Annotated in this window: 18 protein-coding genes; 10 read left to right on the top strand and 8 right to left on the bottom strand. The window is 54.9% G+C overall.

Features of this window, described 5'->3' with window-relative positions; all coding sequences use genetic code 11:
- Positions 1 to 83: 83 nt before the first annotated feature.
- From crcB to JWG43_RS00575, 8 genes are all read right to left on the bottom strand, one after another.
- Positions 84 to 461, bottom strand: coding sequence for a fluoride efflux transporter CrcB (crcB, locus tag JWG43_RS00610; RefSeq protein ID WP_205240865.1), 378 nt, complete (start codon positions 459 to 461; stop codon positions 84 to 86).
- Between the two features lie 45 nt (positions 462 to 506).
- Entirely contained in the window at positions 507 to 944 is a 438-nt protein-coding gene (locus JWG43_RS00605; protein ID WP_205240864.1) for a universal stress protein, read from the bottom strand.
- Between the two features lie 160 nt (positions 945 to 1,104).
- The gene (locus JWG43_RS00600) at positions 1,105 to 2,526 is read right to left on the bottom strand and encodes a Ni/Fe hydrogenase subunit alpha (RefSeq protein ID WP_205240863.1); all 1,422 of its coding nucleotides are present in this window, start codon (positions 2,524 to 2,526) and stop codon (positions 1,105 to 1,107) included.
- 9 nt (positions 2,527 to 2,535) lie between these two features.
- Positions 2,536 to 3,069 carry an NADH-quinone oxidoreductase subunit B family protein gene (locus JWG43_RS00595; protein WP_205240862.1) on the bottom strand — a complete coding sequence of 178 codons (534 nt, stop codon included), beginning with the start codon at positions 3,067 to 3,069 and terminating at the stop codon, positions 2,536 to 2,538.
- Positions 3,066 to 3,785 (bottom strand): bidirectional hydrogenase complex protein HoxU, encoded by a 720-nt coding sequence (hoxU, locus tag JWG43_RS00590; protein WP_205240861.1) that lies wholly within the window; start codon positions 3,783 to 3,785, stop codon positions 3,066 to 3,068. Before hoxU ends, JWG43_RS00595 begins: the two co-directional genes overlap by 4 nt.
- The gene (gene nuoF / locus JWG43_RS00585; protein WP_205240953.1) at positions 3,782 to 5,404 is read right to left on the bottom strand and encodes an NADH-quinone oxidoreductase subunit NuoF; all 1,623 of its coding nucleotides are present in this window, start codon (positions 5,402 to 5,404) and stop codon (positions 3,782 to 3,784) included. The genes hoxU and nuoF (JWG43_RS00585) overlap by 4 nt, the downstream gene beginning before the upstream one ends.
- On the bottom strand, positions 5,394 to 5,897 hold the full coding sequence (locus tag JWG43_RS00580; protein WP_205240860.1) for an NAD(P)H-dependent oxidoreductase subunit E: 504 nt from the start codon (positions 5,895 to 5,897) through the stop codon (positions 5,394 to 5,396). The genes nuoF (JWG43_RS00585) and JWG43_RS00580 overlap by 11 nt, the downstream gene beginning before the upstream one ends.
- 164 nt (positions 5,898 to 6,061) lie before the next feature.
- Positions 6,062 to 6,253 carry a hypothetical protein gene (locus tag JWG43_RS00575; RefSeq protein WP_205240859.1) on the bottom strand — a complete coding sequence of 64 codons (192 nt, stop codon included), beginning with the start codon at positions 6,251 to 6,253 and terminating at the stop codon, positions 6,062 to 6,064.
- A 430-nt stretch (positions 6,254 to 6,683) separates the two neighbouring features.
- Here JWG43_RS00575 and JWG43_RS00570 point away from each other — a divergent pair, with 430 nt between their 5' ends.
- The 10 genes from JWG43_RS00570 to JWG43_RS00525 all read left to right on the top strand — a co-directional run bounded on the left by JWG43_RS00570 (position 6,684) and on the right by JWG43_RS00525 (position 16,459).
- Positions 6,684 to 7,022, top strand: coding sequence for a P-II family nitrogen regulator (locus JWG43_RS00570; protein ID WP_205240858.1), 339 nt, complete (start codon positions 6,684 to 6,686; stop codon positions 7,020 to 7,022).
- Between the two features lie 57 nt (positions 7,023 to 7,079).
- Complete coding sequence (gene amtB / locus JWG43_RS00565; RefSeq protein WP_338033206.1) at positions 7,080 to 8,339, top strand: ammonium transporter AmtB; 1,260 nt, start codon at positions 7,080 to 7,082, stop codon at positions 8,337 to 8,339.
- Positions 8,340 to 8,560: 221 nt separating this feature from the next.
- Positions 8,561 to 8,986: a single-stranded DNA-binding protein gene (locus JWG43_RS00560; RefSeq protein ID WP_205240857.1), complete on the top strand. Its 426-nt coding sequence runs from the start codon at positions 8,561 to 8,563 to the stop codon at positions 8,984 to 8,986.
- 250 nt (positions 8,987 to 9,236) lie between these two features.
- Positions 9,237 to 9,596, top strand: a complete 360-nt coding sequence (gene ndhC / locus JWG43_RS00555) for an NADH-quinone oxidoreductase subunit A (RefSeq protein ID WP_205240856.1) — start codon at positions 9,237 to 9,239, stop codon at positions 9,594 to 9,596.
- The gene (locus JWG43_RS00550) at positions 9,587 to 10,099 is read left to right on the top strand and encodes an NADH-quinone oxidoreductase subunit B (RefSeq protein WP_205240855.1); all 513 of its coding nucleotides are present in this window, start codon (positions 9,587 to 9,589) and stop codon (positions 10,097 to 10,099) included. Before ndhC ends, JWG43_RS00550 begins: the two co-directional genes overlap by 10 nt.
- Position 10,100: 1 nt before the next feature.
- Positions 10,101 to 11,816, top strand: a complete 1,716-nt coding sequence (locus JWG43_RS00545) for an NADH-quinone oxidoreductase subunit D (RefSeq protein ID WP_205240854.1) — start codon at positions 10,101 to 10,103, stop codon at positions 11,814 to 11,816.
- Positions 11,813 to 12,319, top strand: coding sequence for an NADH-quinone oxidoreductase subunit NuoE family protein (locus JWG43_RS00540; protein WP_205240853.1), 507 nt, complete (start codon positions 11,813 to 11,815; stop codon positions 12,317 to 12,319). Before JWG43_RS00545 ends, JWG43_RS00540 begins: the two co-directional genes overlap by 4 nt.
- 15 nt (positions 12,320 to 12,334) lie before the next feature.
- Entirely contained in the window at positions 12,335 to 13,606 is a 1,272-nt protein-coding gene (gene nuoF / locus JWG43_RS00535; protein WP_205240852.1) for an NADH-quinone oxidoreductase subunit NuoF, read from the top strand.
- Between the two features lie 17 nt (positions 13,607 to 13,623).
- On the top strand, positions 13,624 to 15,186 hold the full coding sequence (locus tag JWG43_RS00530) for an NADH-quinone oxidoreductase subunit G (protein WP_205240851.1): 1,563 nt from the start codon (positions 13,624 to 13,626) through the stop codon (positions 15,184 to 15,186).
- A complete protein-coding gene (locus JWG43_RS00525; RefSeq protein ID WP_205240850.1) occupies positions 15,173 to 16,459 on the top strand; it encodes a complex I subunit 1/NuoH family protein in 1,287 nt (428 codons plus the stop codon). The genes JWG43_RS00530 and JWG43_RS00525 overlap by 14 nt, the downstream gene beginning before the upstream one ends.
- The last annotated feature ends 4 nt before the right edge of the window (positions 16,460 to 16,463 follow it).

The raw sequence follows: 16,463 nt of genomic DNA, 5'->3' as shown, positions 1-16,463 counted from the left end.
CACGGATCCGGGTTATTTTTTTAACAAGCTGCTGGCAGGGCTGTCGCCCCGCCGATCTCTTCTCCCGCTGTTCTCGGCAGGTCTTATTTCAATCCGCCCAGCCGCAGCCCTACATAGGCCAGTGTCAGCCCGCCCAGATTGTTAGCAAGAATGTTGGTCAGCGGCTGAAGAACCAGGCCGGCACGACCGGCATTGACGGTTTCCAGGGAAAAGGTGGAAAAAGTGGTCAGTGCCCCCAGGTAACCGGTGATAAGCAAAAGTCGAATATCCGGCGACAGCAAGCGGCTGCGGTCCGCCAGAGCAAAAAGCAGACCGACAAGAAAGCAGCCCACAAGATTGACGATGAGGGTGCCCCAGGGGAAACTTGCCCCCCAGAGCCTGGCACTCAGCAGACCGATTCCGTACCGACTCGCCGCACCCAGACTACCCCCCACCATGACCAGCAGCAATTTGTATCCCATTGTTATGGAGCCGTTTCTTTATCCTGAATCCTTGACGGCTGGACCTCACTTCGGTTTTTGCTTGATTATGGCGACCGAACAGGGAGCATAAATGACGATGCGCCTGGAGACCGAACCCATCAGCCAGCTTTGCACTTCTGATTTACCGGTTTGACCGGCAAAAATCATGTCAATGTCATGATCAACAGCATAACGGATGACCTGATCAGCAGGGTTACCGACGAGCACCTCGGTGGTGATCTGAACCTGCCGTGCTGCGGCTTGGTCATGTAACTCCTTGAAAATATCATGGTATTGCCGGGTGGTGTTCGCGATGATTTCATCCATGTCACCATCCAGAACCAGTTCCGGCAATTGCACTACGGCAACCACATTGATTTCCTGGACAGCAGACGAGCAATTTCCTGCCAGATCCAGAGCATAGGCAAAAGAATACATCGATTGCTCGGAACCATCAAAGGCAACCAGGATTTTTTTTACCATTTTTTTCTCCGTCGGTAGTCAAGCAAAAAAGTTCGAACAACTGTTCATGTCAGCCTTTTCATTGCGGAACGTTGGCAGCGACTCGTGTGCAGAGGCCGGTCGAGCGATGTGCAGGTCGATGAAACCTGAATCCAGCCGTCACGGATTCAGGTGAAAGAGTTCAACGCCGGATGTGCTTCAGTCTGGTACCGTCCGGTCCGATCAACTGTACGTCCAGGGGCATATGTCCCACCGCGTGGGTGGAACAGGCCAGGCAGGGGTCAAAGGCACGGATGACGGCTTCGATACGGTTGAGCAGTCCTTCGTGGAGTTCACCATGGCCCAGATACCGCTGCGCTGCCTGCAGTATCCCCCGGTGCATGGCCAGATTGTTGTGGCCAGTGGCGATGATCAGGTTGGCCCACTGAATCAGGCCGTCGTTGCTGACCTTGTAATGATGAATGAGTGTGCCCCGGGGGGCTTCCATCATGCCGACGGCCTCGGTGTTGTTGACGCCTGCGGTGGCCCGGACCCGCTGATCGGTTATAGCCGGGTCGCTGAGCAGGTTTTCGATCATCTCGACCGCGTAGAGGATTTCGATCAGACGGGCGTAATGGTAATGAAAGGAACTCTGGATCGGGCCCGCCTGGAGAGCCCGGAAAGCGTCCAGTTCCCGGTCGGCCAGTTCGGTGCCGCAACGGGCGGCGATGTTGAGCCGGGCCAATGGGCCGACCCGGTACATGCCATCGGGATAGCCGTGGGGTACGTAGTAGGGGAATTTGAGATAGCTCCAGGGTTCAATGGCTTCGCCGATCCAGGAAGCATACTCAGTCGGAGAGCTGCTGTCCTTGAGGAGGGTTCCCTGTTGATCGATGATTCGCAGCCGGCCGTCATAGTGTTCCAGGGTATTTGCATCGTTGGTCAGGGCAAGATACAGGCTGGGGAAACAAGCGAAGTGTTCGATGTATTCCTGGTATTGTTCAAGTGATTGTTTAAACCGTTGCAGGTGGCTGAGTGCCAGGTTTTTGACTTCGGGGATATCATTGAGGAGATCGGTCCGGGTCTCTTCCGACAATGGGGTGTTTACTCCGCCGGGCACCACCCAGGAGGGATGGATGCGCCGGCCGGCCAGCCGTTCGATGACCTGCTGGCCGAACTGGCGCAGCCTGATGCCGTCCCGGGCGAACTGCGGGTCCTGGGCGGCGATGCCAAGGAAATGACGTGTTTCCGGCGGGTGGTCCATGCCGAGAAGAAGATCCGGGGCGGAAAGATAAAAGAAACTCAGGGCATGGGATTGAATAAGTTGGCCCCAGTTGAGCAGGCGCCGCAGGTTTTTGGCGGTTTCGGGAATGGTCACCGCCAACAATTGATCGCAGGCCTTGGCTGAGGCCAGTTCGTGGCTGACCGGACAGATGCCGCAGGTCCGTGCGGTCAGGGAAGGCATTTCGAAAAAGGGGCGGCCCTCGACGAATTTTTCGAATCCGCGGATCTGGGTGACCTGGAAGCGGGCATCGGCAACCTGTCCGGAATCATTGAGAAACAGGCTGATTTTGGCGTGGCCTTCGATGCGGGTGACCGGTTCGATGGTGATCTGCTGTTCCATGGCGAACTCCTAGGTGCCGAAACCGGTGTTGAGCCGCAGGTCGGCGCTTCGTCCCTCGATCAGGGCGGTGAGAGCGGAAAAGATTGTGTCAGCAGAGGGCGGGCAGCCCGGAAGGAAAAAGTCCACCTTGACGAAGGTATGCAATGGCAGGGCTTTGTCGCTGAGCAGCGGCAGATCCTCTGTCGGGATCCGCGCCGCGAGGGCTTCACGCTCCAGGTAGACTGAGCGAAGGACCGTATCGGTGCCCCAGGTGTTGCGCATGGCCGGGACATTGCCGGTGACGGCGCAATCGCCCAGGGCGATGAGACATTTGGTTCGCTCCCGTACGCTGCGCAGCCGGCATTCGTCTTCAGCCGTGCTTACCGCACCCTCGATGCAGGCAATATCCACCGCCTCCGGATAGAGCTTGCAGTCAACCAGGGGGCTGTACACCAGATCGACCCTGGCGGCCAGGTCCAGTAACCGTTCGTCGGTATCAAGAAGGGACATGTGGCAGCCGGAGCAGCCGTCGAGCCAGAGGGTTGCCAGTCGAGGTTTGTTCATTGTTGTTCCCTGGTGCGGTTGGAGACGAGGTAGGGCAGGGATGGCCGCTTTTTCAGCATCTCGGCAACCGATCTGCCCTTTTCAAAGAGAGCCCCGGTGGGGCAGACCTGGACGCATTTGCCGCAACTGGTGCAGGTGGTCGATTGTCCCCAGGGGGAGTTGAAATCGGCGGTAATGAGGCTGCGGATGCCGCGGCCCTGAATGTCCCAGGTGTGGGCGCCTTCGATTTCGGCACACACCCGCACGCAACGCGTGCAGAGGATGCAGCGGTTGTGATCGAGGACAAAACGGTCGTGGGAGGCGTCGACCGGCAGAGCCGGATAGCGACCGGGAAAACTGATATGGTCGACACCCAGGTCGCGGGCCAGGGTCTGCAGTTCGCAATGCTCGTTGGCAACGCAGACCGCGCAGATATGGTTCCGTTCCGAAAAGAGCAGTTCAATGATTGTGCGGCGATATGTGCGCAGATTTTCCGATTGGGTAATGACCACCATACCCTCCTGGATGAGGGTGACGCAGGCGGGTTGAGGCTTGGTCGTGCCGGCGATCTCAACCATGCACAATCGGCACGATCCCTGGTTTGACAATCCCTCCAGGCAGCAGAGTGTTGGAATGGCAATATCGTTTTCCAGGGCTACCTGTAAAAGAGTCTCATGGGCCAGGCCGCTGACATGTTTGCCATCGATTGTCAGGGTGAGGATCTGGGCGGCGGTCATTGTTTTTCCTCCTGGCGGCAGGGGTCAACAGGACCGGTGATGCGCTCGAGATACTCCGGGCGAAAATAGTTCAGGGTGCTGAGCACCGGGTTGGGAGCCGATTGTCCCAGACCACAGAGGCTGGTGTTCCGCACCAGGTGACAGAGGCTCTCCAGAGTGGTGAGATCGTCATCGATGGCGGTTCGGGTTTGGAATTTTTTCAGCAGGGTGTGCATCTGTGCTGTGCCTACCCGGCAGGGTACGCATTTGCCGCAGGATTCTTCCATACTGAAGGCCATGAAATAGGTGACGATATCAACCATGGAGGTGGTCTCGTCCATAACGATCATGCCGCCGGATCCCATGATTGAACCGAGGGCGCTTAAATTTTCATAACTCACCGGGGTGTCCAGGTGTTCAGCGGGGATGCAGCCCCCTGAGGGGCCACCGGTCTGAACGGCTTTGAAGGTATGACCACCGGGAATGCCACCGCCGATCTCTTCAACGATCTCACGCAGGGTCATGCCCATGGGCACTTCGATCAGGCCGGCGTTGTTGATAGTCCCGGTGAGGGCGAAGACCTTGGTGCCCTTGCTTTTTTCCGTGCCGAGACCGGCGAACCAGTCCGCGCCCCGCTGGATGATCCCCGGGACATTGGCAAGGGTTTCGACGTTGTTGATCAGGGTGGGGCGCCCCCAGAGACCTTTTTCGGCGGGATAAGGGGGACGTGGCCGAGGCACGCCGCGGCCGCCCTCGACCGAGGCGATCAGGGCTGTTTCTTCACCGCAGACAAAAGCACCGGCGCCCAGACGGATCTGGATGGTGAGACTGAAAGCGCTGCCGCAGATAGCTGTCCCCAGGAGATTGGCGCGAAGCGCTTCGCGGATCGCTCGCTTCAGTCGCCGCACCGCCAGGGGGTACTCGGCGCGCACATAGATGTAGGCGCAGTCGGCTCCTACTGCGTAGGCGGCAATGAGGATGCCTTCCAGGAGGGCGTGGGGTGTGCTCTCAAGAATGGCTCGGTCCATGAAAGCGCCCGGATCGCCTTCGTCGGCATTGCAGACCACGTATTTCTTTTTTCCCTGTGCCTTGGCAACCGTCGACCATTTCAAGCCTGTCGGGTAGCCGGCACCGCCGCGCCCCCGCAGGCCGCTTTTGTCAATAGAACGGATGACCTCCGTCGGCCGCATTCGGGTTATGGTTGTTACCGCAGCCTCATACCCCCCGGCTGCCAGGTAATCTTCCAAGCTTTCGGGATCGATGCGGCCGAAAAGAGCCAATACATTTTTGTACTGTCGGGTAAAAAAAGGCAGATCCGAGGGCAGCAGCAGGCGCTGCACCGGTTCCCGGCCCAAGGCAGAGACAATCTCGGCCGCATCCCCGGGCGCGACCTTTTGGTAATAAATTTCCTCGGGAAGAATGAGAACCACCGGGCCGGCGGCGCATAATCCCATGCACCCCACCTTTCTGACCAGCACTTTTTCCCCGGCTTCGCTGTTGGTGAGCGCCTGACGAAAAGCGGCGATAATTTCTTTGTTTTTCGGACAGCCGAGGCTGGTGCAGACCAGGATGTGGTGGGCGAAGCCCTCCAGTTCACGGCGGCGATCATCGGCCAGTTGGTGCAGTTCTTCAAGGTGCATCGTCATGGAGCCACTCCTCGATAAGATCGGTGGTTTCGGCAATGGTCTTTGCACCGATGAGGGTCCCGTCGGTGATGATGACCGGCGCCAAGGCGCAGGCGCCGACGCAGCGGACCTCCACCATCGACAGCCGATTGTCCGCTGTGGTCTGGCCGGGTTCCAGGCCGTATTTTTCCTGGGCCCAGGCGGCAATGCGATCAGTGCCTTTGACATGACAGGCCGTGCCGGTGCAGATCTCCAGGAAATGTTCTCCCCTGGGGCTGCAATTGAAGTGATTATAAAAGGTTGTCACGCCATAGACTTTGGCGGGAGGAACATCCAGCTGTGTCGCGATGTAGGCAAGGGTCTCCGGATCAAGAAAACCGAAGGCCTCCTGCGCGGCGTGCAGGGTTTCAATGAGGGCCTCAGGCCGGTGGTCATGTCGCTGCATGACCAGGTTGATGGTCTTCCAGCGTTTATCTGTTGCGGATTGGTCTGGCTGGCTGGCGGGCATGCGATGTCTCCTCGGGGTAGGACACTTGGTGTTACCGGAGGCTGGGGAGTCTGGCTTACATCTTTTCCTATTTTCGTCACTGTTGCAATGCTTCTTTTGTCCTTTCCAGGTTTCCGGGCAAGGTTGGCGCTTCTTTTTTGAAATAAACTGCACAAATTTGTAAATTATGAACAGTAAAGTTTACATGGATGATTTGTTTTTGTTACGTGCTTTGGCGGTGCCATGAGGTAAGCTTGTTGCTTAATAGTTGGATATTCATGTTTTTTTAAATAAAAAATAGATGGCATCATCATTGCTAAAACAAAGAAAACAAGGGCAAGGAGGAAGGCAGCAGGCTTTCCAGCCTCAAGCGTCACGCAACATGTTCATCGAGAAATGCAATGTTTTGCGCTGCATCGAGACGCGTGGGCGAATTGAAACACGGACGTAGACTGCATATTCCAGAATTCAATTTGCCGACGGGTCCGAGAATCAGGGACAAGCAACTGTTTTCCGAGGGGCACGTACATCAGGAATAGGGGGGAATACATATGCGGGGAAAGGACACCAGCCTTGTGGGCTGGGCGGCACAAACCTAGCGAGAAAGTGGCCCCATCGCCACTGTCATTGATCACCGGGGTGAACGTTGGGTGATCATTGGCGTCTTTGTCGGGGAACCGGGAAAAAGCGGCATGGGCATTATCGACAGAAAAACAACAACAGATCAATGAGTAGAATCGACGCGTTTGCAATCAGCAGGGCGGTCAGGGTCAGCAAAGTCATGACTGCCGAAAAAAGGAGAAATGTATGAAATTTGTCAGTGCGATCATCAAACCGTTCAAACTGGGTGATGTACGGGAAACTCTCACCGAAATTGGCGTCAAAGGGGTAACAGTCACCGAGGTCAAGGGCTTCGGTCGTCAGAAAGGGCATACCGAAATGTATCGTGGTGCCGAATATGTCATTGAATTTTTACCGAAACTGAAAGTTGAAGTGGCTATTGACGATAATCAGGTCGACCAGGTGGTGGAAGGTATCAAAAAGGCGGCCGGCACCGGCAAGATCGGTGATGGCAAGATTTTCGTCTTTGACCTTGAACATGTCCTGCGCATCAGGACCGGGGAAACCGGTCCGGAAGCACTCTGATCCCGGTTATCCGCGGATTATTCAGACCAAACAAAAACTGTGTGGAGGTAACACATCGTGGAAGCATTGTTTGAAGTACAATATGCCCTGGATACCTTTTATTTGTTGTTGTCCGGGACGCTGGTCATGTGGATGGCTGCCGGGTTCACCATGCTGGAAGCCGGATTGGTCAGGTCGAAAAATACTGTTGAAATCCTTGCCAAGAATATTGGTCTCTATTCCATCGCCTGTGTCATGTATATGCTGGTGGGGTATAATATCATGTATGGAGAATCGGCCAGCTCCATCATCCCCGGCATCGGTTTTCTGATCAGTGGCGACAACACCGTGGCCGATGTCCTTGCCGGTGGTGAGGATGCGCCGGTCTATTCGAACATAGCTGATTTTTTCTTTCAGGTCGTTTTTGTGGCGACCGCTATGTCGATCATCTCCGGTGCAGTGGCTGAACGGATGAAATTATGGTCTTTTTTCCTCTTCGCCGTGGTGCTTACAGGGTTCATATATCCCATCCAGGGATATTGGAGCTGGGGCGAGGGCTTTCTGGATGAGCTGGGATACGCCGATTACGCCGGTTCCGGCATTGTTCACATGGCCGGCGCTTCGGCGGCTCTGGCGGCTGTGCTGCTGCTTGGGCCCAGAAAAGGAAAATACGGGCCTGATGGAAAGGCCAGGGCCATACCCGGTGCGAATCTGCCCCTGGCTACCCTCGGTGTGTTCATTTTGTGGATGGGATGGTTCGGGTTCAATGGCGGCTCGGAACTGAAGGTCTCGGACGTGGAGTCGGCGAACACCGTGGCCCTGGTCTTTGCGAACACCAATCTGGCGGCAGCTGCCGGTGTCATTGCCGCTTTGATCACCGCCCGGCTGATGTTCGGCAAGGCCGACCTGACCATGGGACTCAACGGCGCCCTGGCCGGTCTGGTGGCCATAACCGCGGGACCGGATACCCCGTCTCTGCTTTTGGCCACAGGCATCGGAGCCGTTGGTGGGGTTATTGTCGTTTTCTCCATTGTCCTCCTGGATAAAATGCGGATCGATGATCCGGTGGGCGCCATTTCGGTGCATGGCGTGGTCGGCATCTGGGGTCTGCTGGCGGTCCTTTTCTCCAATGACGAGGCCTCATTGGTCGGTCAGCTGGCCGGCATTGGCGCTATCTTCGGTTTTGTCTTTGTGGCCAGCCTGATTGTCTGGTTCCTTATTAAGGTCACAATGGGCATCCGTGTCGACGAAGAAGTGGAATATCAGGGTATGGATCTGGAAGAGTGCGGCCTGGAAGCCTATCCGGAATTCACCGGAGCCGCGGGGTCCGGAAAATAACAACTGTTCCTTCAACGGTGTTTCACTCCTGCTCACGGCCGGACAGCAAGTGCTGTCCGGCCGTACTTATATCTGTTGATGATCGACCTCCGAAATCGGGGTCCATGGTCTGCAGACAGGTTTTGCAATAACCGGCCAAGTCGGCTATGGTGTCGGTCGTGTTTCAGGGATGGGATGCAAGGTGCGCGGCCATGGCAAAATTATCTATCAGCAGGTGAAAAATGATCAATAAAGTGATTTTAATCGGCAACCTGGGAGCTGATCCGGAGATTCGATATACCCAGGATGGTGCCCAGGTCACCTCCTTCAGGGTGGCGACCACGGACCGATGGAAAGGGCAGGATGGCCAGATCCAGGAACAGACCGAATGGCATCGGATCGTCGCCTGGCGCCGCCTGGCGGAAATCTGCGGCGAGTACCTGTCCAAGGGCTCCAGGGTCTATATTGAGGGCAGGTTGCAGACCAGAAAATGGAAGGATCAGAACGGTGTCGATCGCTACAACACTGAAATCGTCGCCCGGGAGATGAAAATGCTCTCACCCCGTGGGGCGAGCGGAGGGGGCGGCAGTGAGTATGGTGGTTCCGGTCCGGGATATGGTGGTGATCCGTTTGAACCTCCACCCACTGGGGAGGATGTCCCCTTTTAAAAGGGTGCCATTTGCACCCTTCGCCCATGCAGGCCGGATTCACAATCCGGCCTTTTTTTTGCGGAAAAAATAAGAAAATGCCGTTGGCAATGGCAGAGAAGAGGGCCTTGTTGTCACGGGAACTATTTTTCTTGACAGATGCGGGTTGGGTCGGTAATGAATAGCCGTTCATTTTCTTGCTTTTGGTAACCTGTTGTACACAGAAGTTTTACGTTCGTTTTTTATTATGTTAACGGAAGAGGTCTGATTCATGGAAACAGAACTGGTACTGTCAGCAATGGCCCTGATCGGAATAGCCATCATTGTGCCGCTGTTCATGCTGGCAACAATGTTCATTGGTCCCCGAGCCGGCGGAAAGGCGAAAAACGAGCCGTATGAAAGCGGTGTCAAGAGAATGATCGGTCTGGCCGATCAGAAATTCAGTGTGAAGTTTTATCTGGTCGCCATTCTCTTCATTCTCTTTGATATTGAAGCGGTGTTCATGTACCCGTGGGCTGTCAGTGTTCGTGAACTGGGCTGGTACGGATTTTCGGCAATGGCTGTGTTCCTGGTACTGCTGAACACAGGACTGGTTTATGAAATTAAGAAAGGGGTGCTCAATTGGCGTTAGGATTAGAAGCTAGTTTAGGTGATTCGGTACTCACAACCAAACTGGATGCAGTCATAAACTGGGGTCGTGGGTACTCGTTGTGGCCGTTTGTTTTTGGAACTGCCTGCTGTGCAATCGAATTCATGAGCGCTGCGGGGAGCCAGCATGATATTTCCCGGTGGGGAGCGGAGGTTGTTCGGTTCTCCCCCCGCCAGGCGGATCTGTTGCTCGTCTGCGGGACCATCAGTTACAAGCAGGCCCCGATTCTCAAACGAATTTATGATCAGATGCCCGAGCCCAAATGGGTCGTTGCCATGGGTGCCTGCGCCTGTTCCGGCGGCATCTACGATAACTACGCCACTGTGCAGGGCATAGATACCATCATTCCGGTGGATGTCTATATCTCCGGGTGCCCGTCCCGGCCAGAGGCGGTCCTCGATGCATTGATGAAGATTCAGGACAAGATCAAGAGTGAAACCGTGCTCAATGATCGCCAAAAAGACTTTAAAGGGATTCTTGACTGATATGAATACGACGGCGCTAGAATTATTACAGGCCGCGTTTCCGGATGCGGTCTGTACGGCGAATCTGGAGGCTGTGGTGATCTCGGTACAGCCTGAACAACTGACCTCAACGCTTACCCGCCTTAAAAAGGATCCAGCCTTTGACTTTGGCCTGCTGCTCGATGTCACGGCTGTTGATTATCTTCACTATCCGGTTGCCCAGGAGGCCCGGTTTTTTGTGGTTTACACCCTGCGGAACTGGGAAAAGAACCTGCTGGTCCAGGTCAGGACCCCGGTTGCCGACCCGGCCATCGGCGTTCCCACGGCGACCCATCTCTGGGATGCAGCCAATTGGGGCGAGAGAGAAACCTTTGATCAGTACGGCATCAACTTTCAGGGCCATCCGGACCTGCGCAGAATCCTGAACCACTGGCAGTTCCAGGGGTATCCGCTTCGTAAGGATTATGTCATCGATCAAGGGCAGATCTGCTACGAAACCGACAGTCTGGAAACGGAAATCAAAGCCAGGCTGGAAAAAAATGGTGTCGATCAGACCACCATGAGCGACATCAACACCCAGGTGATGTACCTTAACCTGGGCCCCTCCCATCCCGCCACCCACGGTGCCATCCGTATTCTGACCGCCCTTGATGGCGAAACCATCCTGGCCAATGTCAACGAGATCGGCTATCTGCATCGAGGATTCGAAAAGACCGCGGAAAATCGGACCTATAACCAGGTCATTCCGCTGACGGATCGACTCAATTACTGCTCGGCCCTCATGAACAACATCGCCTATGCCAAGGCCGTTGAGTCCTGGCTGGGGGTTGAAATCACTGACCGGGCCAAATTCATGCGCATTATCATGGGTGAGTTTTTCCGGATTCAGGATCACCTGGTCTGTCTGGCGGCTCAATTGGTTGATATGGGTGGTTTGACCAACTACTGGTATCTCTACAACCAGAAAGAGGCCTCCTATGACCTGATCAGCCGCCTGACCGGTGCCCGCCTGACCAGTTCCTTTGCCCGTATCGGCGGGATGTATCGGGACTTCTATGAAGGGTGGGAGTCTGATATGGAACTGCAGCTGCAAGGCATCGAGCAGGGCGTCAATGACTCACTCAAACTGGTCCTGAAAAACAAAATCGTCCACGACCGGACCCAGGGCGTGGCGGTCATGCCCGCGGATCTGGCCCTGTCCTACGGCTTCACCGGTCCCTGCCTGCGGGCAACGGGCATTCCTTTTGATCTCCGTAAAGACAACCCCTACTACTATTACGATACTTTTGATTTCAATATTCCGGTTGGTTCCAAGGGAGATATCTATGACCGGATCATGTGCCGGTATCAGGAAATCTTTGAAAGTATCAGCATTATCCGACAGGCGATGAAAATCGTTCCCAAGGGTCCGATCTTCATTGACGACCGGACCATTGCCCTGCCGCCCAAACATGAGGTGTACAACAATATCGAAGGACTGGCCAGCCACTTCAAGCTGATTTTCGAAGGGGTGCAGGTTCCTGCCGGCGAATGGTACGACTCGTATGAAGCTGCCAACGGCGAACTCGGTTTCCACTTTGTCTCCGATGGTTCCGGTCAACCTTATAAATGCAAAGTGCGCCCCCCCTGTTTCTACATGATGGGTGGCTACCATGAAATGGTTGAGGGAGAAATGATTGCAGATGCCGTCATTAACCTGGGCAGCTTGAATATCATTGGCGGAGAGTTGGACAGATGAGTGATCGATCACAGTTAATAGAAACGGGAGTACCGTTCACTTTTGATGCACAGCGCGACGCGGAATTTGAACGGTTGGTTAAACGCTATCCCACCAGAGAGTCGATGATTCTACCCTCTCTCTGGCTTGTCCAGGAGCAGGAAGGGTGGATCAGCGCCGAGGCCATCGCCTACATAGCGGACCGAATCGGGACCTTTGCCAGCAAGGTGTTTGAAGCCGCCACCTTTTACACCATGTACCACCTTCGGCCGATGGGGAAATACCACATCTGTATCTGCCGGACACTTTCCTGTTACCTGCTCGGGAAACAGGAGATCGTCGACTTCCTCAACAGGGAGATCGGCATCAAGCCGGGTGAGGTCAGCAGTGACAAGATGTTCAGTCTCGAGGAAGTGGAATGTCTGGGGCACTGCGGCTCCGCTCCTGTGGTGCAGGTCAACGGTGAGTTCTACGAAAATATGAACGTAGAAAAACTCAAAGAGCTGTTGGCCACTTTGAATTAAGGAGGGCGAGCGAAAATGGAAGTGAAAATACTCAGTGCAAAGTTTGATATAGAGGGTGCGCATAACCTCGAAGTGGCCAAGCAGCATGGCGCCTACGCCACTCTGGACAAATTGTTCACCATGGATCCCGCCGAGGTGACGACCATCGTCAAGGACAGCGGCCTGCGCGGACGCGGCGGTGCTGGTTTCCCTGCCGGTCTCAAGTGGACCTTTCTGCCCAAGGACGGTGACAAGCCGGTGTATCTCTGTGTCAATTCCGATGAGTCCGAACCGGCCACCTTCAAAGACCGCTACATTCTTGTGCGCGACCCGCACATGCTCATCGAAGGGATCATCATCTGTTCCTACGCCATCAACAGCCACGACACCTATATCTATATCCGAGGGGAATACACCTCTCAGGTGAAGGTGCTGCAGGCAGCCATTGATGAAGCCTATGCCGCGGGTTATCTCGGCGAAAAGGCCTGCGGCCAGGATTTCAGGATTGATGTCACCGTGCATCGCGGAGCCGGAGCCTATGTCTGTGGCGAGGAAACCGCCTTGCTCGAATCCATAGAAGGGAAGAAAGGCCAGCCCCGCAGCAAACCGCCGTTTCCCGCGGTTGAGGGATTGTACGGTTGCCCGACCATTATCAATAACGTCCAGACCATTGCCTCGTTGCCTTTCATCCTGGCCAACGGTGCCGACGCCTATAAGGCTTATGGGACGGAAAAAAGCACCGGAACCCACCTTTTCGGAATTTCCGGACTGGTCCAGAAGCCGGGTATGTATGAATTGCCCCTGGGCCTGCCGCTGCTCGAGGTGCTTGACAAGGTGGCCGGTGGGCTGCGTGAAGGCAGAACCCTGAAGGGGGTCATACCCGGAGGCAGTTCCACCCCGGTGCTGACACCTGAGGAAGCGCAGACCGTGACCCTTGACTATGAGTCCATGGCTGAACACCAGACCATGTTCGGTTCCGGTGGTATTGTTGTCCTTGATGATACTGTTGATATCGTCAAGCTGGTCGAAAATCTGATTTATTTCTACCACCACGAATCCTGCGGTCAATGCACCCCCTGTCGGGAGGGACTGGGCTGGATGTTGAAAATCGTCAAGAAGATCATTCGTGGAGAGGGCAGTACCGAGGATATCGATCTTCTGGTCGAATTATGCGACAACATCGAAATGAAGACCGTATGCGTACTTTCGGCTGCATGTACCATGCCCGTGCGCAGCTATCTGAACAAGTTCCGGCATGAATTCGAAGCCTATGTTAAAGGTGGTGCTTCGACTCAATCCGCGATGTAACGGGGATAAGGATAACCATGGCTGAAAAGATAAAGCTCTTTGTAAACGGGCAGGAAGTCGAGGTCGAATCAGGCAAGAATCTGGTCGATGCCATAGGCGCTGTTGGTATTGAAATCCCGCACCTGTGCTATCATCCCGCACTCGGAGCGGACGGCAATTGTCGCATGTGTCTTGTCGGCATCGAAGACGGCAGACCGCCGCTGGTCCCTGCGTGCAAGACCAGAGCCGTTGAAGGCATGAAAGTGCAGTTGGATACGGAAAAGATCAAAAAAATCCAACACGATGTCATGGAATTCGAGCTGGTCAACCATCCTGTTGACTGCCCGGTCTGTGATCAGGCCGGTGAATGCAAACTGCAGGACTATTACATGCAGTATGACGGTCAGAAAAGCCGTATGACCGTGCCGCAGGTCAGAAAAGCGAAGCATCTCGACTTCGGTTGCGGAGTCGTCCATGACCAGGAACGTTGTATTCTCTGTGCCCGCTGTGTGCGTTTCACCAGAATGATCACCAAAACCGGTGAACTGGGTATCGTCAACCGGACCGATTATGCACGTGTCACCATCTTTCCCGGGCGACCGCTGGCGAACCGCTATGCTTTGAATGTGGTGGACATCTGCCCGGTCGGCGCAATGACCAGCAGCGATTTCCGCTTCAAACAACGCGCCTGGTTCCTGACCAGCAGTAAAGGCATCTGTCATGGTTGCTCCAAAGGGTGCAATATTTTCATCGATCATAACCGGGAAAAATATAAAGACGATGTCATTTACCGGTTCAGGCCGAGATTGAACGAGCAGGTCAACGGATATTTCATCTGCGATGAGGGACGGCTGACCTACAAACTTGAAAACGAGCAGCGTTTGACCCAAGCGATGCTCAACGGCAAGGCCACCGATTTCGGGACAGCCGTTGAGGGTATCCGACGGGCCTTGAGCCAGGCGCGGAAACCGCTGTTTGTTGTCTCGCCCAACTGCAGCCTGGAGGAGATGCGCGCTATCCAGCAATTGGCCGCATCGCAGAATGCCACCCTTTGCGGGTACAGTGACGGATATATCAAACAGGGAGACGGAGACGACTACCTGATCCAGGACGATAAATCCGCCAACCGCGCCGGTTTTGATCTGCTGGGCATCGACAGCAGCCAGAGCGGCTTCGAGGCCGCCGCGGCTGAAGCCGACCTTTTGGTCAGTTTTCAAAACGATCTGACCAGAACCTTGGGAACGGAGGCCTGCGGTCAGCTCAAAGAGCGTATGAATTTGATCAGCATCGGCAGTTATGATGACGCCTTGAGCCAGCTGGCATCGATCAGCCTCCCGGTCGCTTCCTATAGCGAGAAGAGCGGCACCATCGTCAATGCAGACAGAATACTGCAGCGTTTTGCAGTGGCTGTTGTCAAAAATGCACCGCCGGTCAGCTTGATTCAGGCCGTAGCTCAGTTGGGGGGAGAGATCACCAGCCTCGAAAGTGCGTGGGAAGATCTGACCGCTTCTGTGGCCGTTCTGAACAAAGTAGATTTTGCCCAGATCCCTGAACAGGGATTAGCATTAACCGATAGCGAGGTCTCAAATGTCGCAGCTTGATATTTTACTTATAATTCTCAGGGTTGCCTTCGGAGCCTTTGTCCCGCTGTGCTTCATTGCCGTCCTGGTATGGATGGAACGACGCGGGGCCGGCTTTATCCAGGACCGGTCCGGCCCCAACCGCGCAAATATTTTCGGGTTCAGGGCCGGGGGACTGGTCCAGAATCTCGCCGACGCGGTTAAACTCGTTACCAAGGAAGACGTTATTCCCGGACATGTCCGGCATAAATTCTATTTTGTGCTGGCCCCGGTTATCCTTTTTGTGGTTTCCGTTCTGTCCTTTGCCGCGGTGCCTTTTGCCGATATCCTGGTCCTCGACGGCAAGGAATACATGATGCAGGCCATACCGACCGATCTGGGCATTCTCTGGTTCCTGGCCATTGTCGGCTTTGCGGTGTATGGCATCATTCTGGCCGGCTGGTCCTCGCACAATAAGTACAGCATGCTTGGCGGGCTCCGTTCAGCCTCTCAGGTGATCAGTTATGAAATCCCCCTGGCTTTAGCGATTATCTCGGTTCTGATCGTGTACGGTACGGTCAATCTGACCGAAATCGTCCAGTATCAAGGACAGTTGCTCTTCGGTTTCATTCCCATGTGGGGTATCGTCCTCCAACCGCTGGCTGGAGTCATTTTCATAGTCGCTGCCTTTGCCGAGGCCAATCGGACTCCTTTTGACCTGGTCGAAGGCGAGAGCGAGCTGGTCGGCGGCTTTCACACCGAATACAGCTCCATGAAGTTCGGTATGTTCTTCATGGGCGAGTACGTGGCTCTATTCACGTCCAGCGCCATCATTGTCACCCTCTTTTTCGGCGGCTTCCAGATCCCCTGGCTCAGCACTGAAACCCTGGTCAATAATGCACGGCCGATCACTGTGCTGATCATGCTTCTCCTCCCTGCACTGGCCTATTTCTTTGTCAAATGGATCAACAAGAACAATAAAAGCCACTACGCTCGACCCGATGATCCGCGCGTGCGCGAAGCACAGGTCTATACCAAGGTGGTGTGGGGCCTGGTGATCGCGATTGAGATCGTGCTGCTTGTCTATCTGATCGCCGTATCCGGCGGTCCTGCCGATCGTATCCTGGTCACTTTTCTGCAGATTCTCACCTTCCTGGTGAAAACGACCCTCATGTGTTTCGTCTATGTCTGGGTACGTTGGACCTTACCGCGTTTTCGCTATGATAAGCTGCAGAAACTGGGGTGGGAAATTCTCATTCCCCTGGCACTGCTGAACATAATCGTCACAGCCGCAGTTGTCGTTGCCTTGAGTTAAATAG

This window comes from Desulfobulbus alkaliphilus, from assembly GCF_016918545.1.
Taxonomy (GTDB): domain Bacteria; phylum Desulfobacterota; class Desulfobulbia; order Desulfobulbales; family Desulfobulbaceae; genus Desulfobulbus; species Desulfobulbus alkaliphilus.
The sequence above is the reverse complement of the archived record's forward strand: the minus strand, read 5'-3'. Positions and strand labels throughout refer to the sequence as shown.

Bases quoted from the DNA above. Each gene is read 5' to 3' on its own strand.
- crcB (WP_205240865.1), bottom strand. From the start codon at position 461: ATGGGATACAAATTGCTGCTGGTCATGGTGGGGGGTAGTCTGGGTGCG.
- JWG43_RS00605 (WP_205240864.1), bottom strand. From the start codon at position 944: ATGGTAAAAAAAATCCTGGTTGCCTTTGATGGTTCCGAGCAATCGATG.
- JWG43_RS00600 (WP_205240863.1), bottom strand. From the start codon at position 2,526: ATGGAACAGCAGATCACCATCGAACCGGTCACCCGCATCGAAGGCCAC.
- JWG43_RS00595 (WP_205240862.1), bottom strand. From the start codon at position 3,069: ATGAACAAACCTCGACTGGCAACCCTCTGGCTCGACGGCTGCTCCGGC.
- hoxU (WP_205240861.1), bottom strand. From the start codon at position 3,785: ATGACCGCCGCCCAGATCCTCACCCTGACAATCGATGGCAAACATGTC.
- nuoF (WP_205240953.1), bottom strand. From the start codon at position 5,404: ATGCACCTTGAAGAACTGCACCAACTGGCCGATGATCGCCGCCGTGAA.
- JWG43_RS00580 (WP_205240860.1), bottom strand. From the start codon at position 5,897: ATGCCCGCCAGCCAGCCAGACCAATCCGCAACAGATAAACGCTGGAAG.
- JWG43_RS00570 (WP_205240858.1), top strand. From the start codon at position 6,684: ATGAAATTTGTCAGTGCGATCATCAAACCGTTCAAACTGGGTGATGTA.
- JWG43_RS00560 (WP_205240857.1), top strand. From the start codon at position 8,561: ATGATCAATAAAGTGATTTTAATCGGCAACCTGGGAGCTGATCCGGAG.
- ndhC (WP_205240856.1), top strand. From the start codon at position 9,237: ATGGAAACAGAACTGGTACTGTCAGCAATGGCCCTGATCGGAATAGCC.
- JWG43_RS00545 (WP_205240854.1), top strand. From the start codon at position 10,101: ATGAATACGACGGCGCTAGAATTATTACAGGCCGCGTTTCCGGATGCG.
- JWG43_RS00540 (WP_205240853.1), top strand. From the start codon at position 11,813: ATGAGTGATCGATCACAGTTAATAGAAACGGGAGTACCGTTCACTTTT.
- nuoF (WP_205240852.1), top strand. From the start codon at position 12,335: ATGGAAGTGAAAATACTCAGTGCAAAGTTTGATATAGAGGGTGCGCAT.
- JWG43_RS00530 (WP_205240851.1), top strand. From the start codon at position 13,624: ATGGCTGAAAAGATAAAGCTCTTTGTAAACGGGCAGGAAGTCGAGGTC.
- JWG43_RS00525 (WP_205240850.1), top strand. From the start codon at position 15,173: ATGTCGCAGCTTGATATTTTACTTATAATTCTCAGGGTTGCCTTCGGA.